Source organism: Nitrobacter sp. JJSN (assembly GCF_051912485.1).
Taxonomy (GTDB): Bacteria; Pseudomonadota; Alphaproteobacteria; order Rhizobiales; family Xanthobacteraceae; genus Nitrobacter.
The window spans coordinates 1,120,405-1,143,172 of sequence record NZ_CP196822.1; the positions used below are offsets into that span (position 1 = coordinate 1,120,405).

Below are 22,768 nucleotides of genomic sequence, written 5' to 3' on the forward strand. Positions count from 1 at the left end.
TCGCTAGCCGCGGATTTGGGAGAGACTTTGATGGCGATGGACGCGCGGGATATCGAATCGATGATCAAGGAGGCGATTCCGGATGCCCAGGTGACAATCCAAGACCTCGCGGGTGACGGCAACCACTACTCGGCGACCGTGATTTCCGAGTCGTTCCGCGGCAAATCCCGCGTGCAGCAGCATCAACTCGTCTATCAGTCCCTGAAGGGGCAGATGGGCGGCGTTCTCCACGCGCTGGCTTTGCAGACCGGCGTTCCGGAATAATCCCGCCGAACTGTCACAGAGGGGGTTGATGCCGCGAGCCAACGACGATGGAAGGCTTCTGCGGGAACGCAGTTCGAGCCAGCACAACCGTGTGACCTACGTCGAATTGTTTTTCGACCTGGTGTTCGTCTTCGCGATCACGCAAATCTCCCACACACTGCTTGCGCATTTCACTCCGCTTGGCGTGCTGCAAGTGACGATGCTGATGCTGGCGGTATGGTGGGTCTGGGTCTTCACCTCCTGGACCACCAACTGGCTCGACCCCGAACAGTCCCCGGTCCGGATCATGCTGTTCGGTCTGATGATCGGCGGCCTGCTGCTGTCGACCTCGATCCCGAAGGCGTTTGAAAGCCGGGGTCTGGTGTTCGCGGCGGCCTATTCCGCCATGCAGGTGGGACGGACGCTGTTCTTTCTGTGGTCGGTGCCAACATCGGCGGTCGGCCAACGCTATAACTTCATCCGCATCCTGATCTGGCTCGGCACAAGTGCGGTGTTCTGGATCGCGGGCGGACTGGCCGAGGGCAATATCCGGATCGGGTTGTGGCTCGTTGCGCTCGCGATCGAATATGCCGGCCCGGCGATGCGATTCCGAACCCCCCATTTCGGAGCCTCGACCACGCGGGACTGGGAAGTCGAGGGCGGCCACATGGCCGAACGATGCGCGCTGTTCATCATCATCGCCCTCGGCGAATCTATCGTCGTCACCGGCGCGACCTTCGCTGAAACAGCATGGACGGCGACCACGGTTTGCGCCTTCGTGGTGGCGCTACTCGGCAGCATCGCGATGTGGTGGGTCTATTTCCATATCGGAGCCGAAGCCGGATCGGAGCATATTTCACAATCTGCAGATACCGGAAGATTGGCGCGGCTAGCCTATACTTATCTGCATTTGCCGATCGTCGCCGGAATTGTGGTGTCCGCCGTCGGCGACGAATTGCTGCTCGCGCATCCCGATGGGCATGTCGGAGCCAAGGAAATCCTGAGCATCGTGGGTGGACCGCTGCTGTATCTGATCGGGACGATCCTGTTCAAGCACGCGATCCGCGGCATCTACCAGCTATCCCACCTGGTCGGGATCGGCCTGTTGATCGTGATGATTCCGTTCGCTTCCCGGTTCACGCCGCTTTCGCTCGCGGTGGTCGCTGCAGCAATTCTGATGATCGTTGCGGCGTGGGAGGCGATCTCGCTGGGATCAGGCTCGCGTCAGGTTGAAGACGTCTGATGCCATGAAATGCTTTAGGATCTCAGCGCGTGAACCGAGAACATCCCGCCGGGATCGCTCCATGACGCTGACGGCGTCCAGCCCGCGCCTTTCGCCAGAGCGATGAAGCGGTCGAGGCTGTATTTGTAGCTGTTCTCGGTGTGGATGCTCTCGCCGCTACGGAACGAGATGTTGCGGCCCCGCAATCGGACGGTCTGCGGCCGCTTGCTGACGAGGTGCATTTCGATCCGGTGGCGTTCGCGATTGTAGATCGCGCGATGGGTGAACGCGGACAGGTCGAAGTTGCCGCCGAGCTCGCGGTTGATGCGAGCTAGCACGTTCAAGTTGAAGCGCGCGGTGACACCGGCGGCATCGTTATAGGCGTCGTAAAGCATCCGCTCGTTCTTCTCGAGGTCGACGCCGATCAGCATGTACGCGCCTTTGCCAAGGATGTCGCGGGCCCCATGCAGAAAGCGGCAGGCTTCATGGGGCTCGAAATTGCCAAGCGTCGAGCCTGGGAAGAAGCCCACCTTCGGCATCTCCCTGACCTGATCGGGCAGAATGAACGGTGCGGTGAAATCTGCTGTGACCGGATAGATCTGGAGGTGAGGGAAGTCCTTTCGCAGTCCTCGCGCCTGCGCGTTGAGAAAATCCCCCGATATGTCCACCGGCACATAGGCGGCGAATTCACATGCGTCCAGCAGCAGCCGCGCCTTGGTGGCCGCGCCGGCGCCAAACTCCACCAGCGCGGCATGTCTGGGAAGGATTGTAGCGATCTCCGCCGCGCGGGCGCGCAGGATGCCGAGTTCGGTGCGGGTCGGATAGTATTCAGGCAACCGGGTGATCTGTTCGAACAGTTCGGAGCCGGCAGCGTCGTAGAAATACTTCGGCGGGATTTGTTTCGGGTGTTGCATCAGTCCTGCGATGGCATCGCTCGCGAATGCCGGCGTGGTTTCGTCGGATCGGGGCACCCCGGCCAAAGCAGCAGCGTGCACCTTCATGACAGTCTCCGGGCCGCGCGTTGCGACGCATTTGAGTTGACGATGATCACGCTTCGTAGTCCGCGAGGCGCAGACCGGTGAATTGCCAGCGGTGATGCGGATAGAAGAAATTCCGGTAGGTGACGCGACTGTGCCCTTCCGGTGTCGCCAGCGATGAGCCGCGCAGCACGAACTGGTTGACCATGAACTTGCCGTTGTATTCGCCGAGAGCACCTTTGATCGCGCAATATCCTGGATACGGCGAGTATGAGCTTCGTGTCCATTGCCAGACGATGCCGAACGCGTCGTCGAGTTGTCCGGCCCGCGCCGCGACCTCCCATTCCATCTCGGTCGGCAAATGCTTGCCGCTCCAGCGCGCGAATGCATCGGCCTCGTAGTAGCTGATGTGACAGACCGGCGCATCGGGATCGACCGGCCGCAAGCCGCCCAGCGTCATGACTTGCCAACCATCGCCGGTCTTGTGCCAGTAGCCCGGTGCCTCCCACTCCTCGTTGGTGGCGGCGGTGAAGCCGTCCATCAGCCACAACGTCGCGGTGCGATAGCCGCCGTCATCCATGAAAGCGAGCCAGTCGGCATTGGTGACGAGATGGCGTGCAAGTTTCACTGGCCCCACGAGGGCGCGGTGCGCGGGTTTCTCATTGTCGAAATGAAAGCCGTCGCCCTGATGTCCGACAGTGTGGATGCCCTGGTTCAGTGTGATCCATCCACCAACGCCGACGCGCGGTGTCGGGAACGTCCAGGATGCGTCATAGGTAGGCGAGATCGGATTTTGCGCAAACGCGTGCAAGATATCCGTCAGCATCAATTCCTGGTGCTGCTGCTCATGATTGAAGCCGGCTTCGATCAACGGCGCCAGCTCAGTCAGCATTTTGTCGTCGGCGTCGTGGAAGAATTTGACCACTGCCGCATCGACATGCCGGCGATAGGCGGTAATCTCTTCGGCGCCGGGGCGGGTGATATGGCCACGCTGGGCGCGGGCATATCGCGGGCCGGCGCTGACGTAATAGGAATTGAACAGGAATGGGAAATCGGGATGGAACGGAGTGTAGCCCTGACTGTGCTGGCCGAGCAGGAACTGTTCCCAGAACCAGGTGGTATGGGCGCGGTGCCATTTCGCCGGACTGGCATCCGGCATTGACTGCACCATCTGATCTTCTGGCGACAGCGGCTCCGCGCGCCGCTCCGTTTCGCCCCGAACGGCGAGAAATGCGTCCGTCAGGCGGCCGGCCAGTGTTCCTGAATCGGAAAACAGCGACGGGCTCGGAGCGGCCATTGCGGTCGCGGCAGACGCTGGATTCGTCACGGAAATCTCCGGTTTGGGAGAGAACGCTGCTCCGGACGATGGGTTCCGCAGAACATCATGCCGCCGTCGGCCCGTCCTAGATGGGTGCCTCGGGCCGAAGTTAAAGGTGGCAGCGGGAAATCAACTCGCTGTCGGCGATGGGAGTTGTGAGACGGCCTGGACGCCTTGTGGATCGGGCATGGCAGCTCCCCGGCAATTTACTTTATTGCACAACGGTTTCAGGTTATAGATATCCCAACTGGGGCCGCTGGCGGCCCTGTGAACTCACGGCCACAAGGATGTGATGATGAGCATTAAGGAAACCATCGAGAACGAACTGAAGTCGAACGACGTTGTGCTGTTCCTGAAGGGCACGCCGCAATTTCCGCAGTGCGGTTTTTCGGGGCAGGTGGTTCAGATTCTTGATCACGTCGGCGTGGGCTACAAAGGTCTGAACGTGCTTGAATCTCCCGACCTGCGCGACGGCATCAAGACGTACTCGAACTGGCCGACGATCCCGCAGTTGTACGTCAAGGGCGAATTCGTCGGTGGCTGCGATATCGTCCGTGAGATGTTCCAGGCCGGCGAGTTGCAGAAGCTGTTTACCGACAAGGGCATCACGCTCAACACACCGGCGTCTGCCTGACGACGGCAGGCCGCGTCACCGAGAGCGACGCGACAACGACTGATCTGCACTTCGATTCCGCAATAAAAAAGCCCCGGACATCCGGGGCTTTTTCTTGAAACTGAGACGGTAGCGATTAGCGCGAATAGAATTCGACGATCAGATGCGGTTCCATCTGCACCGCGAATGGCACATCCGTAAGGTGCGGGATGCGGACAAACTTCGCGACCTGCTTGTTGTGATCGGCATCGATGAAATCGGGCACGTCGCGCTCGCCGAGTTGGTTGGCTTCCAGCACGACGGTGAGCTGCTTCGATGATTCCTTAACCTCGACGACATCGCCAACCTTGAGCTTGTAGCTTGAGATGTTGACGCGCTTGCCGTTCACCTTGACGTGCCCGTGGTTGATGAACTGGCGCGCGGCGAACATGGTTGCGACGAACTTGGCGCGGTAGACCACGGTGTCGAGACGGCGCTCGAGCAGGCCGATCAGGTTCTCGCCCGAGTCGCCCTTCATGCGGGTCGCCTCGACATAGATGGCGTAGAACTGGCGCTCGGAAATATTGGCGTAGTAACCCTTGAGCTTCTGCTTGGCGCGGAGCTGGGTGCCGAAGTCGGAGAGCTTGCCCTTGCGGCGCTGGCCGTGCTGGCCGGGGCCGTATTCGCGTTTGTTGACGGGGCTCTTCGGGCGGCCCCAGATGTTCTGGCCCATACGGCGGTCGAGTTTATACTTGGCTTCTGCACGCTTTGTCATCGCGTCCTCTTCAAAGTTTACGGTTTGAGGAAACGCGCCCTCCTGTGCAGATGATCTGCGCATGATGAAAATCGGAAGACCGCTTTTCGGGATCATGCCAGATCCGCTGCCGACAGGCCCGGCCCATAAGCTTGATGGACAGAACCACGGGTCGCGAAACGCAACGCGGGCCGAAGCGGGCCCGCGCGCAGGTGTTCTCTAGGGATAAACCATAGTCCTGTCAAACCAAAGCGGAGGCGATTTCGCCCCGAAAATGCCCGTTTCAGGCGGTTTTCCCGGCGATCGGGCGTGAACTAGGGAGACGAATTGGTTCGGAGGGGTTACTGGGCCGGGGAGGCCAGTGGCCTGGTCTTGTCCACGATATAAATCCCAAGGACCTTCAGCGGTTTGTCGCCAGTGACCTTGGCATCGTGAATAGCTCCGGCCGGAATCGAATAGGAATCGCCGGCTTTCAGATGCAGCGGCGGTTTGCCGTCGATCAGGAGATCGGTTTCGCCTTCCAGCACGTATCCGGTCTCGATTCCGGGATGGGTGTGCCGTCCGGCCGTACCGCCGGGGGCGATTTCGGCGAGGCCGGTGACGGTCAGGTAGCCTTCGGGAAATTCGATCTTTTGCAGCGGCGTGCGCTTGATGCCCTCCGCAAATGCCGCGCCCGCGCAAAGCAGCGCAGCGATGCTCAATCCAGCCAATATTTTTTTGACCATGGCGGTTCTCCCTGTCCAATCAGGCTAACAGCCCGACGGAAAAACGGGAAGCGACACGCGGGTCAGGCCGGCACGCGGCCGCCGAAGAAGGGGGCCAGCGCGTGCATCGGCGTGGGCGACCGGCCGGACGTAAAAAACATTTCCGGCGGAGATTCATGCCTGCCGTTGTCGCTCGGCCCAAGCAGATCGACAACGCGTCGGGCGATCGCGGGCGCCGGGTCGATCCAGGCCACCGGCCATGGCGCAAGTCTGAGCAGCCGGTCGAGCAGCAGCGGGTAGTGCGTGCAGGCGAGCACGACGGCGTCGGTGCGCAGGTCTCCGCCGTCCGCGGCCGGAACGAAACAGGGCGCGATCTCGCTCAGGATATCGGCGTCGCTGACCGGTTTGCCGCTCAGGGCGTCCTCTGCCAGCGAGGCAAGGTTCGCCGCACCGACCAGCGTCACGGTGCAGGCCTGGGCGTGCTCTCGGATCAGTGCCTGGGTGTATTCGCGCTGCACGGTTGCCCGGGTGCCGAGCACCGAGACGCGCTTGGTTTTTGATGCCGCGCAGGCCGGCTTGATCGCCGGAACCGTACCGACGAACGGCACGGAATAGGCGGCGCGTAACGGTCCCAGTACCGAGACGGACATCGTGTTGCAGGCGATCACCGCGAGGTCCGGGGTGTGGGTGGCAATCAGTTCACCGACCAGCGGCACCACGCGCGCGATGATTTCATCTTCACTGTGGTGGCCATAGGGAAAGTAGGCGTCGTCGGCGACGTAGACATATCGCGCGCCGGGCAGGGCCTTGACGATCTCCCGCAGCACGGTGAGGCCGCCGAGGCCGGAATCGAGGACGAGAATGGTGGGGGTGTCTGCCACGCGGGAATTTTAGGACGGTCGGGTTACTACGGAGTTTTTACTGATTGGGTCGATTTGTCCATCTCTCGGAATGGTGGTCACTTTAAGACGACGCTCGCGATTAGTGTCGCGAATCCGAAGTTCGCCTTCCTGCGCTGGGCCCTCCGTAGCGACCTTCTGAAACCACCAACACTAGAGCCGGGTATCACGACCGGGCCGACGGTTTTGTGCCGTTGAGCGCGACGCGCTGAAACGCCTTGACCAGTGCGTGTTCCAGCTTTCCATCCATGCTGCAGAGGATCTTGTAGGCATCCGGCCGGGACATCGCCGGCCGATAGGGTCGAAACTCGATCAGTGCTGCAAAAATGTCCGAGATCGTCAAAAGCCGCACCAGGTCGCTGATGTCGGACCCTGCAAGGCCGTCCGGATAGCCGGAGCCGTCGAGATACTCGTGGTGGTGCCTGACACCGTCGAGCACTTCGCCGCTGATCTTAGGTATGTCTTTCAGCAGGTCGTATCCGATCACCGGATGACACCGCATGATCTCTTCCTCGGCCGGCTTAAGCTCTCCTTGCTTGTCGAGGATGGCGAGCGGAATTCGCGCTTTGCCGATGTCGTGAAGTGTCGCTGCAAGTCCCAGACGCTTCACGTCCGCCTTGCTAAACCCAATGTCGAAGGCGAAGCCCACTGCTACTCCCGTGACCAGCAGACAATGCTGAAACGTGCCTTCGTGGTGTCGGCGGACTTCGTCGAGCCACCGGTTGAATCCGGTTCGCACGATGTTCGCGATGACTTGGGATGTCGCGTATTCGGCATCCGCCAGGTTGACCGGCTTGCCCTCGCGCGCTGTCTCGAACATCGAGAACAAGGCTGCCGCGCTGTTCTTCGTTTCCGGCGAGGCTGTATCCGCATTGCCGTGGTCCGCCTTCTCGTCGTTCGCGAACTGGATCAGCTTTGATATGATTTCGCGCGGGCGAGACACCACGGCGGTTGCGCCGAGCGCGTAGGCTTGTGCGATCATGACTTGAAGATGGGCGGGAACGACGAACATCTTTTCGGGGTTCGTCCGCTTGACCCGCAGGACGCGCTTGATCCGTTCGACGCAGTCCATTTTGCGTAGGTCGGCATCGACCATCAGCATACCGTTGGCGCCGATTTTCGGATCGTCGCCTTGCAGCACTTGCGGCACTATGTGGAATTGCGGCTCCAGGATCGCGCGGATCGCGGGGATCTTCCCAGGCTCGTCAGTGACAAAATTCACGAGCATGACGATGTTCCGGCCCTGGCAACATGAATAGCAGCCGCGCGGCCTCGAGATTTTGAGCGACGGTATTTGAGTGTTGTACTTTACCCGGGAAATCCCTAACGCGGGTATAAAGACGTCGGGCTACCCAGCGGTTGCAGGGCGCGACTTGGGAGCGGGACCGGATGGTGGGCGGTCAGCGCAATCCTTCGTAAACCATGAAGCCGCGCGCGATCGCGAGCTTCTTCAGTACGCGTGGCGCGAAGCGCTGCGGTGGGTGGTTCATGTAGCGCCATGAGGTGAGGGTGAAGTCGCCGAGCGGCTGCCCATTGTGTTGCATCGGCGCCAGCAGCCCGGTCAGGCTGATCGGCGTATGCGTGCGATTGCTGAAGGGCAGCAGCAACAGTTCGAAATGCGCGAGCGATCCGTCTCGTGCGGTCGCGGTCACGCCGGCGACGGCGGCGAGCAGTTCTTCGGACACGCCGCCGAGTACATCGTTGATCTCGGTGCGGCTCGCAGCCGCAAACAGATCAGAAAAGTTCTTCCCCTTTAGATCGCGATCGAGCAGGGCGCAGACCCGGGTACCTGCGACCCGGAACGGATAACCGAGCTTTGGATCGTAGGAGAGCACGAAAATGTCCCCGAGCAGCTCGCGGACCGCGGCCGGTTCGATCGCGCGCCGGTCGGGAGCACGTTCGCCGTCGCGCTTCTCGTCCCAATAGGCATAGAACGCGCGGTTCGATGGATGCTTCATGACTTAAAACCGTCCTGATGGCGGAGCGAAGTGGACATATCTGTCCTGCTTCAGGGCACCGCAGCTCCGTTTCTGTTGTGCAGGAGGGTTCTTGCAGCGTCCATGCCGCAGGCGGCTTTGACGTCATCGGCGCCCGCTTTTGTGCCGTTAACGTTAAATTAACTATCGGGTTGGGGATCGCTGGAAAATGGGTACTATCCGATCACTGATCTTCCCGCCGTTTTCTCCAGGTTCCGGCGGTATGACGCGTCGAACAGCTCCAGTCTTCGCGGGGATGGGAATCGGGTTTCGACTTCATCGAAATCCATCCGGCGGAAATCCACGCGGCGAAAAATCGACACCAAGGGAGGGTTTCTCAGACCCTCCCTTTTTCTTTTTCGATCCAAATCGTAGGTGTCTACAAGCCTCGTGGCTGTGATCGCCAAGATCGACAGCAAGGACCGGATTGAGGTATTGGTTGGCATGATCCGGCACGGTCTGCCGGCCGAAATAGTAATGGTATGAGACGGATAGAGCACGATTTGGCGATTATCCCGTACTCGATGATGGCAGAGGCAAACGCTGAATGAGACAAGCGGGGGAAGTGTTGCGCTTTTGGATAGCCGTTCTCGGTCTTGTGATCGGCCTTCAATCGGGCTGTATCGCAGCCGGTTCGGAGGGTTCGGGGAGTCCGGATCAGGCCGTCGAAGGAGAAAGCTCCCGAGCGGCTGCTCCGACCAAGGACGCCGCCCCGGCTGCCGAGACCAGCGACGGACCAGCCGCGCAGGCGAGCGAGGTCTCACCGGTGAGGGAAAGAGACAGGGACCACAGCGCCCGGAGTCTTCAGGAAATGTTATTTTTGTTCCTGAAGGGCGCGGGTGCGCTAACCGCTTTAGTGCTCTTCTACAAAGGGCTCAAACGACGGTTCGGCCCAAAGCCACAGAGCGAGTAATGTTGCAGCATCATCTGGCGGTATTTTTCATTCATCAGATCGGGTCCGCCCAAGCCGCCTATGGCGGCCCATCGCCCGCTTGAGCCGCTAGGTCGCAGCCCTTGGACTCTCCGCCAGATCTTTCGTCAGTTCTCCCGCCGAAACCTCGGCATGAGCCGATGCTGACTCTGCCGGGGGTGTTGACCGCCTATATCGGTCTGCTTGCGATCGTTTATCTCGTGTGCTCGGCGCTTCCGCCCGATCTGGAATACTGGACCATCGAGGCCTTCGGCTTCATCCCGAAGCGGTACGATTCGAGCCTTCTGGCGACGGCGTTCCCGGGAGGAAGCGGCGCCAAGGTCTGGACTTTCGTGACCTATTCGCTGCTGCATGCCAACCTCAGTCATATCGGCTTCAACGTGCTATGGTTGCTGCCGTTCGGCAGCGCGGTGGCGCGCCGCTTCGGCGCCTTCAGGTTTTTTCTCTTCATGGCGGTCACCGCCATTGCCGGCGCGATCGCGCATCTTTTGACCCACGAGCACAGCATTGCGCCGATGATCGGCGCATCAGCGTCGGTGTCGGGTGCGATGGCGGCGGCAATCCGCTTCGCCTTCGTGCGCGGCAGCTTCCTGTCGTTCCGCAGCGACGACGCCGACGCCGCGGCGCAGGTGCCGGCGCTGTCGCTGACGCGCGCGCTGCAAAATCCGCGCGTGCTGGCGTTTCTCGCGATCTGGTTCGGCGTCAACATCATCTTCGGGATGGGATCGGTTGCAATCGGCGCCGAGCCCGGCAGCGTCGCCTGGCAGGCCCATATTGGTGGCTTTCTTGCAGGCCTTGTGTTGTTTTCGCTGTTCGATCCGGTACCTCGTCCGCCGCGCGATGCTGCGAGTGCGCCTTCCGGCGGGACGGATCGTGTCCCGTAACGAGTGCTTGCGACTAACGGCCGCTTGCGGTGCGGGGCGATTTCATTCATCATGATCGTCTATTCAGGCGAAGTGGAATCCGGTTCGCGTGAAAAAGAGGTTTCGCCATTCGCGCGCGAAAAATTGAACGTTCGACTGCCGCCTGAGAACAAGGATCGCGCAAAGCGATACCGTGCGATCTCCTCCGCGGGAGGCGGCAATGACGGTACGTGCCATTCTCAGTGCCAAGGGTCACCAGGTTGTGAGCGTCGAGCCCGACGTGAAGCTGTCGGCTGCCGTGAAGATTCTGTCGGAACGGCACATCGGTTCTGTCCTCGTTATGAACGGCGCGCGCATCGCCGGCATTCTGTCCGAGCGTGACGTCGTCCGTGCGCTCGACGAACATGGCGCAGGTGCGCTCGATGAGCCGGTCAGCGCCGCCATGACCCGCAAAGTCGTCAGTTGCCGCTTGTCGGATACGGTCGCCCACCTCATGGAAGTCATGACGTCGGAAAAATTCAGGCATTTGCCGGTGGTGGAAGACGACAGGCTGGTCGGCGTGGTTTCGATTGGTGATGTCGTCAAGCTGCGCGTTCAGGAATTCGAGGTCGAGCAGGAAGCGCTGCGCGACTACATCAATACGGCTTGAGCACGGACGATATCAGGTCTCGGTTGAGTTATCCGGGCCGGCGGCGCTGCTCGCCGGCGAGGGTGGGGCCAAGGTCTCGATGGCCTCGACGATTGCTTCGATGGCACGATCCGCGGCGCGCGCGCCATGCGCGATCAGATCGTTGGCGCGATGGAAATCGAACCAGCCGATCTGGCCGACCCGCGGCTGTATTAGAAGATCTGGCGGATCGCCGGCGAGCCGCGCGCGGGTGATGCGGTCCTGCATGATGTTGAATGCATCCGTCATGACCGTCATAACTCCGGGGCGGCTGCCGCTGCCGAAGAGTTCGCGCTTGACCGTTCGTTCGGCGGAAAAGAACTTGCCGAAGCCACGTTTCGGCGGTGCAGCTTCGACGACCTCTTGCTGCAAGTTGCTCTGCGCGCCATGAGAGAAGATCGTGATGCTGTGACCGAAGATGTCATTGGAAAGATTGGCCGCGATCACGATCTCGGCGCCTAGCGCGCGGGCTGTGGAGACAGGCACCGGGTTGACCAGCGCGCCATCGACCAGCCAGCGATCGCCCACCAGCATCGGCGCAAAGATTCCGGGCAGCGCATAGGACGCGCGCATCGCATCGATCAGCCGGCCGTGCGTGAGCCAGATTTCGTGGCCGGTGCGGACTTCGGTGGCGACGCTCGCAAACTTGAGCGGCAGCTCCTCGATGCGAATCTGGCCGAGCGACGCCTCGAGCCGGGCCGTGAGCTTGGCGCCACCGATCAGACTGGAGCCATTCAGGCGGATATCGAGATAGCTGAAAATATTCCGGGGCTGCAGGCTGCGCGCCCATTCCTCCAGGGTGTCGAGGCGGCCCGCAGCATAGGCACCACCGACCACGGCTCCGATCGAGGTGCCGACCACGACATTGGGCTCGATGCCATGCGCGATCAGGGAACGGAGAATGCCGATATGCGCGAAGCCGCGCGCAGCACCGCCGCCCAGAGCCAGCCCGATCACCGGCCGCTTGACGCTGTCCAATCCTACCTTTTGGCCATTCGACCCGTTCTGGTCGTGGCCGCTCAAACCCTCAAGCACAATGGAATTCTCTGACTGCGGCATCGGTTTCCGTGCCTCCGGCGGACACGAAGGCATGAAAGAAATGACTTGTGCCGGATCTTGCTCCGCCAAGCCAGAAATTACCACCGGGCTGAGACGTTTCAACCGGTAGGTCGCGCTTTTAAGTCTTCCACAACGGGATGCAGTCATGAGTGAATGCTGAGGCTTGAATTTGCCGTGTTTTCCGGGAAAAACCGGCGCCATGATCTTCGGGGGCAATTATCGATTCAATTCGGGCTGGCACTCGTGGCCTTTGCTCGCATCGGTCGCGCTCCTCGTGATATTTCCATACGCGGCCTCGGCGCAATTATTCGGCGAACAGCCGCCCCCGGTACCGCCCGCTTCCGTTCCCGAAGCACCGTCGGGGCCTGCGATCAGTCTCGCACCGCCCTCCGGTCCGGCTTCCATGCCGAGTCTGCCGACGCCTTTGACCCAGGCGCCAGCCGCCGCCGTGCCGCTGGCAGGGCCGTCGCCCAGCATCGCGGCTCCTGCGCAGGCGGTTCTGTCGCTGACTGCGCGTTATGGCAAGGATCTGCCGGTCATCAACAGCGGACTGACTTGGCGAGTTTATTCCGACCGTCCCGACGAGAGCGGCGCATTCAAGCTGATGCGCGAGGATCACGGCGCGACTCCGAACATCGTGCTGCCTCCGGGCAGCTATGTGGTGTACGTCTCGCTGGGGTTGGTCAGCGCCACGCGCCCCGTAACGCTGAAACCGGACACCGACCGCGAGTCGTTCGTGTTGCCGGCCGGCGGCCTGCGGATCGAAGGCCGTGTCGGCACGTCGATGATCCCGCCGAACCAGATTTCCTTCAGCATCTACAAGGGCAGCCAGTTCGAAGGTACTGAGCGCGCGCCCCTTGTGCCTAACGTCGCCGCGGGCGATGTGCTGCTCTTGCCGGAGGGCACCTACTACATCGTCTCCAACTATGGCGATGCGAACTCGGTCGTGCGATCCGACATCCGCGTGCAAGCGGCGAAGCTGACCGACGTGACGATCTCGCATCGCGCCGCGGTCATCACCTTGAAGCTCGTCAGCGACAAGGGGGGCGAGGCGCTGGCCAATACCGCATGGTCGGTGCTGACGCCCGGCGGCGACGTCATCAAGGAATCGATCGGCGCATTTCCCCGCGTGATCCTGGCCGAGGGCGAATATCGCGTGATCGCCAAGAACGAAGGCAAGGTCTTCGAGCGCGGCTTCGATGTCGTCAACGGCGTCGACGGCGAGGTCGAAGTCGTCGCGCGCTAGTGGAGGGCGCTGCGGCGTGAGGCGAACTTCGGATTTGGGACACTGGCCGAAAACCCTGGCGTTGACGTCTCAGGGGACGTTCACGCCGCGCCAACGGCCGTAACGCCACGGCCGATACCAGGTGGCGCCGGGCGGTTTTTCAGTGGGAACGTTATCAATACCGGACGTCCCCCAGGGCTGGCAGCGCAACAGCCGTGCCAATGTCATCCAGCCGCCGCCCCATAATCCGAAACGCTCGATCGCTTCATCGCCGTAGACCGAGCAGGTCGGCAGGTGTCGGCAGTTGAAACCCACGAGCGGCGATAGGGTGTGCCGATAAGTCCAGATCAGCGCCCGTCCAGTATTGCGGGGCAGCCGCAGCGCGGCTCGCGCGCAATCGGGACAGGACTTGAAACTTTTCGGCTTCATGAATCGACGAAGCATCCACTTAGTTGCGCTTGACTCCAAGGTCGCGTTTCGCAGGGTTCCCGACAAGGAACAAGTTTGGCAATTTCGTCACAGATGACAAGATATCGCACACTGGAATGTTCAACCGTAGCAAAGGTTGTATGGACGCTGACGAATCCCGCAGCTACGTATTGCATAACGTTCCGATGACAGAATCGCCGCGCTGAACTTTGGCCGTAGCAACCGGCGCACATTGGATGGGGAAGAGCGGGGTACGGGGGAAGGAACCGACTTGAGGCTCGCGAAATCATCTGGGTCGTCCTACGGATGGGCGCTGCTGTGCGCCGCAGCTTTTTGTTTGGCCTTGCCCGGCTTCGCGGCTGCGCTCGATAACCCGGCGTCAGTCAACGCGACCATCGAAGTACGAAAGCAGCCGATGCAGTTCACCTGGACTGCCTGCGAGCCTCACTGCCAGGGATGGATCAACGCGGTCGGCATCGTCACCGCCGAAACCCCGAAAGCTTTTGATGATTTCACCGCCGGACGCGACGTCGCCGGCATGACGGTCGTGCTGGATTCCGGCGGTGGCTCGGTCAACGATGCCATCGCGCTGGGGCGGCGCTGGCACGAACTCGGCTTGCGCACGACGGTTGGGACCAGCGTTGTCATCAAGACGGAAACCGGCGATCGCGCCGCTGTGCTGCCCGATGCCTATTGCGAGTCCATGTGCGTGTTCATGTTGTTGTCCGGCAAAGCGCGCTATGTGCCTGAGGGCGCGCATGTTCGTGTGCATCAGATCTGGATGGGCGACCGCGCCGAAGATGCCAGGGCCGCAAGCTACTCGGCAGATGATCTGATGATCGTGGAACGCGACATCGGCCGGCTCGCCAAGTACACCTTCGATATGGGCGGTGCCGGCGATCTCCTGTATCTGGCGCTCAGCATTCCTCCGTGGGAGAATCTTCACGAGCTGTCGCCAGCGGAATTGCGCTCGACCAATCTGGTAACGACAGACCGCGTCGCCGACGTCTTGCCGGGCGGGGGGACGGCGGATGCGCCCGTTGCTGGTCTCGTCACGAAACCGGTGCAGGATCGTTTTCCGGGAAATGTCGCGAATACGGCCGTGGCGGGGACGATCGTCAGCAAGCCGACCAAGACCGCCGAAGCGGTTCCGACAGGCGGTGTGGCGACCTCAGCGCCAGCTGAGCATCAGCAGTAGCGCTCAGGCGGAACGGGTTGAGTTGTTTCAGCTTTGCGCGGGCGTCAGCGTAGCCGATGCGGCCGATTTGGCCTCGATCTGGCCGATGGCATCGACCACGGCATCGAATGTCAGCATGGTGGATGCATGCCTCGCCTTGTAGTCGCGCACCGGTTCGAGCAGCGCGATGTCGGCCCACTTGCCCTGCGGCGGCGCGCCGTTTTCCTTCAGCATCCTGCGGACGGTCTCGCGCAGTTCGCGAAGCTCGGTGGCGGTCGAACCGACCACGTGGCGCGCCATGATCGCGGAGGAAGCCTGGCCGAGCGCGCAGGCCTTCACGTCGTGGGCGAAGTCGGTGACGACGGGACCGTCCATCATGAGGTCGATCTTGACGGTGGACCCGCAAAGTTTCGAATGAGCAGTGGCGCTGGCGTCCGGTGCCGCAAGGCGGCCCAGACGGGGAATATTGCCGGCCAGTTCGATGATGCTCTTGTTGTAGACGTCGTTCAGCATCAGATTCCAAGACGTTGAATTCGCTGAAGAGGCGGACGCCGCTCTTGGCGGCGGGAACCTCGGGGCCTATATATGTATCTATTGCCGGGAAACGCAATCCGGCGATTTTCCGTCGCACCCGGATTGAAGTTCAATTCGGTGGTGGCAATGTTTAATATCAAGGGACTCAGGCGTCCGGTAGCCGCAGTGCTGCCCCGTCTGCCCGGTGACACTCCGGTCTCAAGAGAGGCCGGTCGAACGGAGTGAAGATGGACGCTTTGATCAAGCCGCTGCGCGGCAGCAAACCTACTGAAGTCAAATCCAATAACGCCAAACCTGCTGGGTTTTCTCCCGCTGAACTGGATCCGTCGGAGTTTATGGCGGCAGCCGTTCAGCCGGACCGCTCGCGTCCGTCGCGGCACGAGGCGGAATACGCGGTCAGAACCCTGTTGTCCTATATCGGCGAAAATCCGGACCGCGAGGGGCTGCTCGATACCCCGCGCCGGGTGATCGAGGCCTATGACGAGATCTATCAGGGCTACCATCAGTGCCCGGCCGAGGTGCTGAACCGGACCTTTGGCGAAACCGCAGGCTACGATGATTTCGTGCTGGTTCGAGACATCGCGTTCACGTCGCAGTGCGAACACCACATGATGCCGTTCTACGGCAAGGCGCATATCGCCTATACGCCTGTCGAGCGAGTGGTCGGGTTGTCCAAACTGGCGCGCCTGACCGACATCTTCGCCCGGCGTCTTCAGACCCAGGAGCACATGACCGCGCAAATCGCCGCCGCCGTCGACGAGGTGCTCAAGCCGCGCGGCGTCGCCGTGATGATCGAGGCTGAGCATACCTGCATGTCGGTGCGTGGCGTCGCCAAGCATGGGGCGATGACCTTCACCAGCCGCTTCACCGGCGTGTTCCGCGACAATCCGTCGGAGCAGGCGCGCTTTCTGTCGATGGTGCGAGGGGGCGGTCGCTAGAGTCGTTCCGCTTCTGATTCCATCAGAAGCGGGCCTCTGCGTTGGGCAAGCCACATCGCGTCGCCAACCCTCGACGGTATTTCTGAGGGATTTCCTGTGTCTCACCCTACATCTTCATCCGAAGCTGGAATCGAGGAGGACCTGACGTTCCGGCCTCGCTTCGATGCGTGTGGCCTTGTCACATGTGTTGCGACCGATGCCGAAACCGGCGACGTGTTGATGGTTGCGCACATGAATGAGGAGGCGCTGCGGCGAACCGTTGAGACCGGCGACGCCTGGTACTACAGCCGCTCGCGCAAGGCGTTATGGCGAAAGGGCGAGAGTTCGGGTCAGGTTCAGCGGGTGGTGGAGATGCGGACGGACTGCGATCAGGACGCGGTCTGGATCAAGGTCGAGCAGCGAGGTGCCGCCTGCCACACCGGACGGCGCTCGTGTTTCTACCGGGCGGTGACCAAAGGCGAGGGCGGCGAAGCGCGTGTGACGTTCGTCGATGCCGACAGGCTATTCGATCCAGCCGACGTCTATAAGAAGTCCTGACAGTGCGGCTCCGTGGCGGCGGTTCATTAAGACGCTGTTAACCATAATCTTCCACCTTGCACCGCAGGGAAAAGCCGTTCGTTGCCGGTGGGAGTCGGCATGGACGGCGGGTTCGCCGAGATCGCGTTGAAATGCGAGCGGTCGTTTCGCGGGGAGCGAGAGACCACCATGACCGTCGATGCCGCTAACGCCGCTGCCGATCCGTCGCGCGCCGGACTGACCGGCCTTTTCGGTGGAATAGCGACCGCCATCCGGAAGGCGGCCGACGCCACGGGCGCGAGCTTCGAATACCTGCTCGCAACCGCCAAGATGGAATCCAATTTCAATCCTCAAGCCGCCGCGCCCACCTCGTCCGCCAAGGGTCTCTTCCAGTTCATCGAGCAGACCTGGCTCGGCACGGTGAAGGAGGCGGGCCCCGCACTCGGCTATAATGGCTACGCCGACGCCATCACCAAATCCCCGTCGGGCAGCTATTCTGTCAGCGATCCCGCCACGCGCGACGCGATCCTCAAGCTGCGCGACGATCCGGCCATCGCGTCCGCCATGGCCGGTGTGCTGACGCAATCCAACAGCTTCAAGCTGACCGGTCTGATCGGTCGCCGTCCGACCGACAGCGAACTCTATATGGCGCATTTCATGGGCGTCGGCGGAGCCGCGAAGCTGATCGCGAACGCGGAGGACAATCCGCAAGCTTCCGGCGCGCGGCTGTTTCCGAACGCCGCCGCCGCCAACCGTCCGATCTTCTATGATGGAGACGGTCGCGCACGCAGTGTGTCGGAAGTCTACGCCGACCTGGATCGGCGCTACGCCGTCGCGGCTAACTCGCCAGCGACGCGTACCGCGATGGCATCGCTCGGCGTGAGCGCGCCGGTGGCGGTCGCGTCCGCAGCGCAATTCTCGACGTCGTCCGACAACGCGGTTTACCTGTCGCGTCTGCCCGATATGCGCGGTGTCACGCCTGTCGCGGCATCATCCGCGACGACTACGTCCGCCGCGCCGAGCCAGCCGATGTTCCGTTCCCTGTTTCAGGTTGGAGAGCGCAGCGAGCCGGTTTCGCCAGCAGTGCAGCAGTTATGGGCGCATCCGGCCGCGGTGGCCAACGTATCGGACCCGCCGCCAACGACTCAAGCACCGGCCGGCGGATTGCAGCCGTTCGATCTGTTCAGCGATCGCAGCGGTAAATACAGCGGGTAGACTTTCTCTCCGGCATTTTGCGCGCGATGGGCCCAGCCAAACAGGCGCGCGAAGCCGCATCCTCGCACGGCATGCACACGCGCTTTGCGGCATCTTTCCCACGTTAACGAAACGTCAACGAATGCAAACGGTTATGGTGAACCCTTTGTTAAGCGTCGTGGTTTATTTTCTATGACAGTGGCATCGCGTCACGGTGTCGTCTCAAGTTGTGTAAGCCGGAAACACCATGATCGTTCGGCAATTCATCAGTTGGGTACGGACCGCACCCGCAGGCGAGCGGGCGGAAGCAACACGAGCACTGGCCCGCGCCTGGCTCATCTCTGATCTCTCCGATGACGATCGCGCGGCCGCCGAGGGCGCTCTCCTGATGCAGCTCGACGACCCGTCTCCGCTGGTTCGCCAGGCGATGGCGGAGGTCTTTTCGCGCAGCACGACCGCACCGGCGGCCATCGTCCAGGCGTTGTCGGTCGATCAGCCTTCGGTTGCTGTTCTGGTTCTCGAACATTCACCGCTCCTGATCGATGCGGACCTCGTCGACATCGTCGCGACCGGTACCTGCGAAGTGCAGTGCGCCGTCGCGCGCCGCGCCCGTGTGCCGGTATCGATCGCCGCGGCTATCGCTGAGGTCGGCTCGGCGGCGGCAGCCCTCGAACTCATCGAAAATCCAGGTGCGGATCTCGCGCCGTTGTCCTGGGAACGTATCGTCGAGCGGCACGGCCATCTCGCGGCGATTCGGGAATCGATGCTGGCGCTCGACGATCTGCCCGCGGCCACGCGGTCAGCGCTGATCGGAAAACTGTCCGATACGCTGGCGCAGTTCGTTGTCGCGAAGAACTGGCTCAGCGCCGATCGCTCCGGCCGGGCAGTCAGCGACGCTCGCGATCGTTCCATCGTCAACATCGCCGCGCGTGCGCGAGACGACGATATGCGCGGTCTCGTCGCGCACCTGCGCACCACCGGGCAACTGACTGCCGGATTGATCCTCCGCGCACTGCTGTCGGGCAATCACGACCTTTTCGACCATGCGCTGGTGGAACTGTCGGGTCTGCCGTTGAGCCGCGTCGCCGCGCTGGTTCATGATCGTGGCGGCGCGAGCCTGCCCGCGCTGCTGACGCGGGCGGGTCTGCCGAAATCCACATTCCCTGCGTTTCGCGCCGCGCTGGAAGCGCGCGACGAGATCGGCTTTGTCGGCACGGTCGGCGGCGCGACGCGGCTGCGCCGCCGCCTGGTCGAACGCGTCTTGACGATGTGCGAAACGGCGTCCACTGAGGTTTCAGAGCCTCTGCTGATTTTGCTGCGGCGCTTCGCGACGGAATCGGCGCGCGAGGAAGCGCGCGTGTTCTGTGACGAGCTGGTGGCCGAAGCAGCTGCGGAGCCTGCGTATGACGAAGTGCCGGTCTGCGAACCTGAGGTCTGCGAGCCTCTCGCGTTTGAATATCAGATCGACGAGCCCGAGCCTTCCGAATTTGAGCCTTGCGAACCCGAGCCCTTCCAGGTCGAGTCTTACGCAATCGAGCCCTGTGAACCCGAACGCTACGAACCGAGGTTCGACTCGCGCCGCGAACCGAGTTTTGATGAGCCTGAGCCTTGCCCACCAAGGCACCGCGAGCCGCTGTTGAGCGATTTGCTCGCGGCAGCGTAGCACCGGCAATCGTCGTGCCCGAACTTGATCCGGGCATCCATCTCTATCGCAAAGAAATGGCTTGCCGTGTCACAGGCGAGCGAAGCAACGCCGTTCGTCGAACGGCTTGGCCTGGCAAGGTCTTTCCTAGTTCCGATTGATGAAAGGTTGTCTTCTATTCCACCGGCGCAATGCTTGGCGCGAGGATGGCTTCGAGGTGCTCGGGGCGGTCACGGTTGACGGCGGCGAGATATTCGTCGGCAACGACACGCAGCTTGCGATTGATCTCCTTCGCCATGGCCTCGGTGCCGGGGCTGGTGTGCTCGCGCACGATCGCCTGGATCGCGTTGATGTGATAGGCGATCAGGTCCGCAGGCACGCGGTCGAGAGCCGGCGAATGTTCGATGATGCGGCAGAGGCTTTCGGCGCCGGCCGCAGCGAAGGGATAGCCGAAGGTTGCAGCGTCGCCCTTGATGTCGTGCGCGGCGCGAAACAGTTCGTCGCGCGCGGCCGGGGTGAATCCGTCCTTGAGAATGGCCGCGTGGGCGGCGGCCAGGCGGTCACGCTCGATCGCCATCCACTTGGAGAATTCGTCGGAGAGTCCGGCGAGCGCCTTCTCGGCGCGCGCGACCTGGTCTTCGAAATTCTTCTCGTCGACGAGCCGCATCACTTTGCGTAGCCGATTGGGCGGTGTGATGACGTGATGGTCAGGGAACGCTTCGACCTTCAGCTCGGGAGATTCGTCCTTCTGCATGGCGCTGCGTCTCCTTAGCCTGGGGCTCGGGCCTTATCCAGCAGCGATGGCTGCTGAATGAGGTCGGGCTCCTTGCTGCCGCGGCGCTCCGGGCCGATGTAGGCGTTGTTGGTGTTGCGTCGGCGGTCCGGACCAAAATAGTTCTTGGTCTTGATGAAGGGCCGCGGTGATACCACGACGTTCAGAATTCGCTGATAGAGTCCCTTGGCCGAAATCGGTTTCGCTAGGAATTCGGTGACGCCGGCATCGCGCGCAACGGTGACACGCCGCTTCTCCGAGTGTCCGGTCAGCATGATGATCGGGGCGAACGGATTTCCTTTCGAGTCTGGCTGCCGGATCATCTGCGCCAGTTCAATGCCGTCGAAGATCGGCATCGCCCAGTCGGTGATGACGATATCGGGAACAGAATGGGTATACATTTCGAGGGCGGTGGCGCCGTCCTCGGCCTCGTAGACTTCGCGTGCGCCAAACGAATGCAGCAGGGTGCGCAGAATACGGCGCATGTGCGCATTGTCGTCGCAGACAAGAAACCGCAGCTTGTTGAAGTCGATGCCGTACATGTTGGACGCGGACCCGGTATACCCACCGTTAACTATATGCCGACGCCGTTAACGAATGGTTGCCGGGTCCATGCGGCAGGGCAGGGGGCAGGTCCTAATAGCCGAACTGCTCTCTCAAGATCCGTTCCTCCAGGCTGTGGCCGGGATCGAATAGCATGCGCATCGAAATCGTCTTGTCGGACAGGACCTCGACGCGGCGGACGTTGCGGGCTTCATCGTGGTCGGCGACTGCGGCCACGGGACGCTTTTCGTCTTCAAGCACCTCGATCACCACGACGGCGGTGTTTGGCAGCAGCGCGCCGCGCCAGCGCCGCGGGCGGAAGGGACTGATCGGGGTCAGGGCCAGAAGCGCGGCGTTGATCGGCAGGATCGGTCCCTGTGCTGACAGGTTGTAGGCGGTCGAGCCGGCGGGAGTCGCGACCATGATGCCGTCGGCGATGAGTTCGGCCATGCGTTCGCGCTCGTCGATCAGGATGCGCAGCCGCGCTGCCTGGTGGGTCTGACGAAACAGCGACACTTCGTTGATGGCGTGATGGATGTGAACCGCACCGCGGATGTCGGTCGCGCGCATCAGGAGCGGATGAATCACGGTATCGGTCGCGGCGGCGAGGCGGGCCTGCAGATCGTCCCGGCTGTATTCGTTCATCAGAAACCCGACCGTGCCGCGGTGCATCCCGTAGATCGGTTTGCCTGACCGCATGTTCCGATGCAGCGTTTGCAGCATCAATCCGTCACCGCCGAGCGCAACCAGCACATCGGCATCCGCGGGATCGTAATTGCCGTAAATCGCGGCCAGCTCCACCAGTGCCTGCTGGGCTTCGGGGCTTGCTCCTGCGACAAAGGCGATGCGGTCATACGGTCGGGGTGAGGTCATGATAATTCGCAGGCTGCTGTCGGCGTGTATCGTTTCCGGTCGGGCCGGCGGTTGTCGAGACGGCACTTAACAGTGCTTTGCGGTCGCGTGTCGAGGCCCGGATCAGCCCATGGTTAGCGAACACGACTGGTGTCCGCTGGTGTCCATTGATTCCGACGTTCATATGCCTTTGCAGCAGTCTTTGACGCAAACGTCAGAATCAAAGGGCACTAGCAAATTTATGAATCCAGTGTGGCTTATGACCAACCATTCATCCAGATGAACGGCGGTTGTCGTTGTGTTCAGCACGCGTTCAGCGGGACGGTCTCATTGTGATCGAAGAGCCCGGCCATCCGGTCGGTCAACTCGGTGATAACTCTCCAAGGAGACGACCATGCTGAAAACGATTTCCGCCGCGCTGCTCGTGGCTTCCGTTTTTGTTGCGCCCGCGATGGCCGGCAGCACCCGGACGGGCCATGCCCCGACGATCAAATCGGAAACCCTCAAGTCGAACGTGCTGAACGCCAATGCCAAGATGGGGCGCCATCACCACCACCATCATCATCACCATCATCATCGCGGCCACAAGCATTATTGATTGCTTGCAGAAGCCGATTATGGCCTGTGGTCGTCGCCTGTGGCGGCTGCAGGCCAGATTGGCTTCCGCTACGCCGTTTCTTGATATGCAATAACCGAATTGCGAATTTCATTCCGCCCCGGGGCAGGCTAGACCTTCGTGGG

Annotated in this window: 25 protein-coding genes; 12 read left to right on the forward strand and 13 right to left on the reverse strand. The window is 61.7% G+C overall.

From position 1 onward, the window contains the following. Nucleotides 1-30: 30 nt before the first annotated feature. Both ACSZOQ_RS05475 and ACSZOQ_RS05480 read left to right on the forward strand, forming a co-directional pair. The gene (locus ACSZOQ_RS05475) at nucleotides 31-264 is read left to right on the forward strand and encodes a BolA family protein (protein WP_439924996.1); all 234 of its coding nucleotides are present in this window, start codon (nucleotides 31-33) and stop codon (nucleotides 262-264) included. Nucleotides 265-292: 28 nt separating this feature from the next. After that, nucleotides 293-1,486, forward strand: coding sequence for a low temperature requirement protein A (locus ACSZOQ_RS05480; RefSeq protein ID WP_439924997.1), 1,194 nt, complete (start codon nucleotides 293-295; stop codon nucleotides 1,484-1,486). Between the two features lie 14 nt (nucleotides 1,487-1,500). Here ACSZOQ_RS05480 and egtD read toward each other — a convergent pair whose 3' ends face one another. Further along, on the reverse strand, nucleotides 1,501-2,466 hold the full coding sequence (gene egtD / locus ACSZOQ_RS05485; RefSeq protein WP_439924998.1) for an L-histidine N(alpha)-methyltransferase: 966 nt from the start codon (nucleotides 2,464-2,466) through the stop codon (nucleotides 1,501-1,503). Between the two features lie 46 nt (nucleotides 2,467-2,512). Continuing rightward, complete coding sequence (gene egtB, locus ACSZOQ_RS05490) at nucleotides 2,513-3,769, reverse strand: ergothioneine biosynthesis protein EgtB (protein ID WP_439924999.1); 1,257 nt, start codon at nucleotides 3,767-3,769, stop codon at nucleotides 2,513-2,515. A 286-nt stretch (nucleotides 3,770-4,055) separates the two neighbouring features. On the opposite strand from egtB, the gene grxD reads away from it, so the two are divergent. After that, nucleotides 4,056-4,394 carry a Grx4 family monothiol glutaredoxin gene (grxD, locus tag ACSZOQ_RS05495; RefSeq protein WP_439925000.1) on the forward strand — a complete coding sequence of 113 codons (339 nt, stop codon included), beginning with the start codon at nucleotides 4,056-4,058 and terminating at the stop codon, nucleotides 4,392-4,394. A gap of 115 nt (nucleotides 4,395-4,509) precedes the next feature. Here grxD and rpsD read toward each other — a convergent pair whose 3' ends face one another. The 5 genes from rpsD to ACSZOQ_RS05520 form a co-directional block, all read right to left on the reverse strand. Then, nucleotides 4,510-5,127 (reverse strand): 30S ribosomal protein S4, encoded by a 618-nt coding sequence (rpsD, locus tag ACSZOQ_RS05500; RefSeq protein WP_439925001.1) that lies wholly within the window; start codon nucleotides 5,125-5,127, stop codon nucleotides 4,510-4,512. A gap of 320 nt (nucleotides 5,128-5,447) precedes the next feature. Beyond that, complete coding sequence (locus tag ACSZOQ_RS05505; protein ID WP_439925002.1) at nucleotides 5,448-5,831, reverse strand: cupin domain-containing protein; 384 nt, start codon at nucleotides 5,829-5,831, stop codon at nucleotides 5,448-5,450. A gap of 62 nt (nucleotides 5,832-5,893) precedes the next feature. Then, complete coding sequence (murI, locus tag ACSZOQ_RS05510; RefSeq protein WP_439925003.1) at nucleotides 5,894-6,691, reverse strand: glutamate racemase; 798 nt, start codon at nucleotides 6,689-6,691, stop codon at nucleotides 5,894-5,896. A 184-nt stretch (nucleotides 6,692-6,875) separates the two neighbouring features. Continuing rightward, nucleotides 6,876-7,937, reverse strand: coding sequence for an HD-GYP domain-containing protein (locus ACSZOQ_RS05515; protein ID WP_439925004.1), 1,062 nt, complete (start codon nucleotides 7,935-7,937; stop codon nucleotides 6,876-6,878). A gap of 172 nt (nucleotides 7,938-8,109) precedes the next feature. Further along, nucleotides 8,110-8,667, reverse strand: a complete 558-nt coding sequence (locus ACSZOQ_RS05520; RefSeq protein WP_439925005.1) for a PAS domain-containing protein — start codon at nucleotides 8,665-8,667, stop codon at nucleotides 8,110-8,112. 1,089 nt (nucleotides 8,668-9,756) lie between these two features. On the opposite strand from ACSZOQ_RS05520, the gene ACSZOQ_RS05525 reads away from it, so the two are divergent. Next, nucleotides 9,757-10,500: a rhomboid family intramembrane serine protease gene (locus tag ACSZOQ_RS05525; RefSeq protein ID WP_439925006.1), complete on the forward strand. Its 744-nt coding sequence runs from the start codon at nucleotides 9,757-9,759 to the stop codon at nucleotides 10,498-10,500. Between the two features lie 199 nt (nucleotides 10,501-10,699). Then, a complete protein-coding gene (locus ACSZOQ_RS05530) occupies nucleotides 10,700-11,128 on the forward strand; it encodes a CBS domain-containing protein (protein ID WP_439925007.1) in 429 nt (142 codons plus the stop codon). Between the two features lie 12 nt (nucleotides 11,129-11,140). Here ACSZOQ_RS05530 and ACSZOQ_RS05535 read toward each other — a convergent pair whose 3' ends face one another. Beyond that, nucleotides 11,141-12,181 carry a patatin-like phospholipase family protein gene (locus ACSZOQ_RS05535; RefSeq protein WP_439925960.1) on the reverse strand — a complete coding sequence of 347 codons (1,041 nt, stop codon included), beginning with the start codon at nucleotides 12,179-12,181 and terminating at the stop codon, nucleotides 11,141-11,143. A 223-nt stretch (nucleotides 12,182-12,404) separates the two neighbouring features. Here ACSZOQ_RS05535 and ACSZOQ_RS05540 point away from each other — a divergent pair, with 223 nt between their 5' ends. After that, nucleotides 12,405-13,451, forward strand: coding sequence for a hypothetical protein (locus ACSZOQ_RS05540; protein ID WP_439925961.1), 1,047 nt, complete (start codon nucleotides 12,405-12,407; stop codon nucleotides 13,449-13,451). Nucleotides 13,452-13,520: 69 nt separating this feature from the next. Here ACSZOQ_RS05540 and yidD read toward each other — a convergent pair whose 3' ends face one another. Then, entirely contained in the window at nucleotides 13,521-13,859 is a 339-nt protein-coding gene (gene yidD / locus ACSZOQ_RS05545) for a membrane protein insertion efficiency factor YidD (RefSeq protein ID WP_439925008.1), read from the reverse strand. 271 nt (nucleotides 13,860-14,130) lie between these two features. Here yidD and ACSZOQ_RS05550 point away from each other — a divergent pair, with 271 nt between their 5' ends. Beyond that, nucleotides 14,131-15,057, forward strand: coding sequence for a hypothetical protein (locus tag ACSZOQ_RS05550; RefSeq protein WP_439925009.1), 927 nt, complete (start codon nucleotides 14,131-14,133; stop codon nucleotides 15,055-15,057). 27 nt (nucleotides 15,058-15,084) lie between these two features. Here the strand turns inward: ACSZOQ_RS05550 and ACSZOQ_RS05555 are convergent, their stop codons facing one another. Then, a complete protein-coding gene (locus tag ACSZOQ_RS05555; protein ID WP_439925010.1) occupies nucleotides 15,085-15,549 on the reverse strand; it encodes an iron-sulfur cluster assembly scaffold protein in 465 nt (154 codons plus the stop codon). Nucleotides 15,550-15,797: 248 nt separating this feature from the next. Here ACSZOQ_RS05555 and folE point away from each other — a divergent pair, with 248 nt between their 5' ends. From folE to ACSZOQ_RS05575, 4 genes are all read left to right on the forward strand, one after another. After that, entirely contained in the window at nucleotides 15,798-16,508 is a 711-nt protein-coding gene (folE, locus tag ACSZOQ_RS05560; RefSeq protein WP_439925011.1) for a GTP cyclohydrolase I FolE, read from the forward strand. A gap of 96 nt (nucleotides 16,509-16,604) precedes the next feature. Beyond that, nucleotides 16,605-17,045, forward strand: coding sequence for a phosphoribosyl-AMP cyclohydrolase (gene hisI, locus ACSZOQ_RS05565; protein WP_439925012.1), 441 nt, complete (start codon nucleotides 16,605-16,607; stop codon nucleotides 17,043-17,045). Between the two features lie 168 nt (nucleotides 17,046-17,213). Further along, complete coding sequence (locus ACSZOQ_RS05570; RefSeq protein ID WP_439925962.1) at nucleotides 17,214-18,239, forward strand: transglycosylase SLT domain-containing protein; 1,026 nt, start codon at nucleotides 17,214-17,216, stop codon at nucleotides 18,237-18,239. A 226-nt stretch (nucleotides 18,240-18,465) separates the two neighbouring features. Beyond that, nucleotides 18,466-19,881, forward strand: coding sequence for a DUF2336 domain-containing protein (locus tag ACSZOQ_RS05575; protein ID WP_439925013.1), 1,416 nt, complete (start codon nucleotides 18,466-18,468; stop codon nucleotides 19,879-19,881). Nucleotides 19,882-20,035: 154 nt separating this feature from the next. Here the strand turns inward: ACSZOQ_RS05575 and ACSZOQ_RS05580 are convergent, their stop codons facing one another. From ACSZOQ_RS05580 to ACSZOQ_RS05590, 3 genes are all read right to left on the reverse strand, one after another. Continuing rightward, on the reverse strand, nucleotides 20,036-20,614 hold the full coding sequence (locus ACSZOQ_RS05580) for an Hpt domain-containing protein (protein ID WP_439925014.1): 579 nt from the start codon (nucleotides 20,612-20,614) through the stop codon (nucleotides 20,036-20,038). A gap of 14 nt (nucleotides 20,615-20,628) precedes the next feature. Then, nucleotides 20,629-21,174 (reverse strand): response regulator, encoded by a 546-nt coding sequence (locus ACSZOQ_RS05585; RefSeq protein WP_439925015.1) that lies wholly within the window; start codon nucleotides 21,172-21,174, stop codon nucleotides 20,629-20,631. 94 nt (nucleotides 21,175-21,268) lie between these two features. Beyond that, nucleotides 21,269-22,048 (reverse strand): NAD kinase, encoded by a 780-nt coding sequence (locus ACSZOQ_RS05590; protein ID WP_439925016.1) that lies wholly within the window; start codon nucleotides 22,046-22,048, stop codon nucleotides 21,269-21,271. A gap of 373 nt (nucleotides 22,049-22,421) precedes the next feature. On the opposite strand from ACSZOQ_RS05590, the gene ACSZOQ_RS05595 reads away from it, so the two are divergent. Then, nucleotides 22,422-22,625, forward strand: coding sequence for a His-rich protein BRANT (locus tag ACSZOQ_RS05595; RefSeq protein ID WP_439925017.1), 204 nt, complete (start codon nucleotides 22,422-22,424; stop codon nucleotides 22,623-22,625). The last annotated feature ends 143 nt before the right edge of the window (nucleotides 22,626-22,768 follow it).

Coding starts and splice junctions, on each gene's coding strand:
- ACSZOQ_RS05480 (WP_439924997.1), top strand. CDS start 293: ATGCCGCGAGCCAACGACGATGGAAGGCTTCTGCGGGAACGCAGTTCG.
- yidD (WP_439925008.1), bottom strand. CDS start 13,859: ATGAAGCCGAAAAGTTTCAAGTCCTGTCCCGATTGCGCGCGAGCCGCG.
- ACSZOQ_RS05540 (WP_439925961.1), top strand. CDS start 12,405: ATGATCTTCGGGGGCAATTATCGATTCAATTCGGGCTGGCACTCGTGG.
- ACSZOQ_RS05575 (WP_439925013.1), top strand. CDS start 18,466: ATGATCGTTCGGCAATTCATCAGTTGGGTACGGACCGCACCCGCAGGC.
- ACSZOQ_RS05530 (WP_439925007.1), top strand. CDS start 10,700: ATGACGGTACGTGCCATTCTCAGTGCCAAGGGTCACCAGGTTGTGAGC.
- ACSZOQ_RS05515 (WP_439925004.1), bottom strand. CDS start 7,937: ATGCTCGTGAATTTTGTCACTGACGAGCCTGGGAAGATCCCCGCGATC.
- ACSZOQ_RS05520 (WP_439925005.1), bottom strand. CDS start 8,667: ATGAAGCATCCATCGAACCGCGCGTTCTATGCCTATTGGGACGAGAAG.
- grxD (WP_439925000.1), top strand. CDS start 4,056: ATGAGCATTAAGGAAACCATCGAGAACGAACTGAAGTCGAACGACGTT.
- rpsD (WP_439925001.1), bottom strand. CDS start 5,127: ATGACAAAGCGTGCAGAAGCCAAGTATAAACTCGACCGCCGTATGGGC.
- ACSZOQ_RS05555 (WP_439925010.1), bottom strand. CDS start 15,549: ATGCTGAACGACGTCTACAACAAGAGCATCATCGAACTGGCCGGCAAT.
- ACSZOQ_RS05525 (WP_439925006.1), top strand. CDS start 9,757: ATGCTGACTCTGCCGGGGGTGTTGACCGCCTATATCGGTCTGCTTGCG.
- ACSZOQ_RS05475 (WP_439924996.1), top strand. CDS start 31: ATGGCGATGGACGCGCGGGATATCGAATCGATGATCAAGGAGGCGATT.
- ACSZOQ_RS05595 (WP_439925017.1), top strand. CDS start 22,422: ATGCTGAAAACGATTTCCGCCGCGCTGCTCGTGGCTTCCGTTTTTGTT.
- ACSZOQ_RS05505 (WP_439925002.1), bottom strand. CDS start 5,831: ATGGTCAAAAAAATATTGGCTGGATTGAGCATCGCTGCGCTGCTTTGC.
- ACSZOQ_RS05580 (WP_439925014.1), bottom strand. CDS start 20,614: ATGCAGAAGGACGAATCTCCCGAGCTGAAGGTCGAAGCGTTCCCTGAC.
- ACSZOQ_RS05570 (WP_439925962.1), top strand. CDS start 17,214: ATGACCGTCGATGCCGCTAACGCCGCTGCCGATCCGTCGCGCGCCGGA.
- ACSZOQ_RS05585 (WP_439925015.1), bottom strand. CDS start 21,174: ATGTACGGCATCGACTTCAACAAGCTGCGGTTTCTTGTCTGCGACGAC.
- ACSZOQ_RS05590 (WP_439925016.1), bottom strand. CDS start 22,048: ATGACCTCACCCCGACCGTATGACCGCATCGCCTTTGTCGCAGGAGCA.
- egtD (WP_439924998.1), bottom strand. CDS start 2,466: ATGAAGGTGCACGCTGCTGCTTTGGCCGGGGTGCCCCGATCCGACGAA.
- folE (WP_439925011.1), top strand. CDS start 15,798: ATGGACGCTTTGATCAAGCCGCTGCGCGGCAGCAAACCTACTGAAGTC.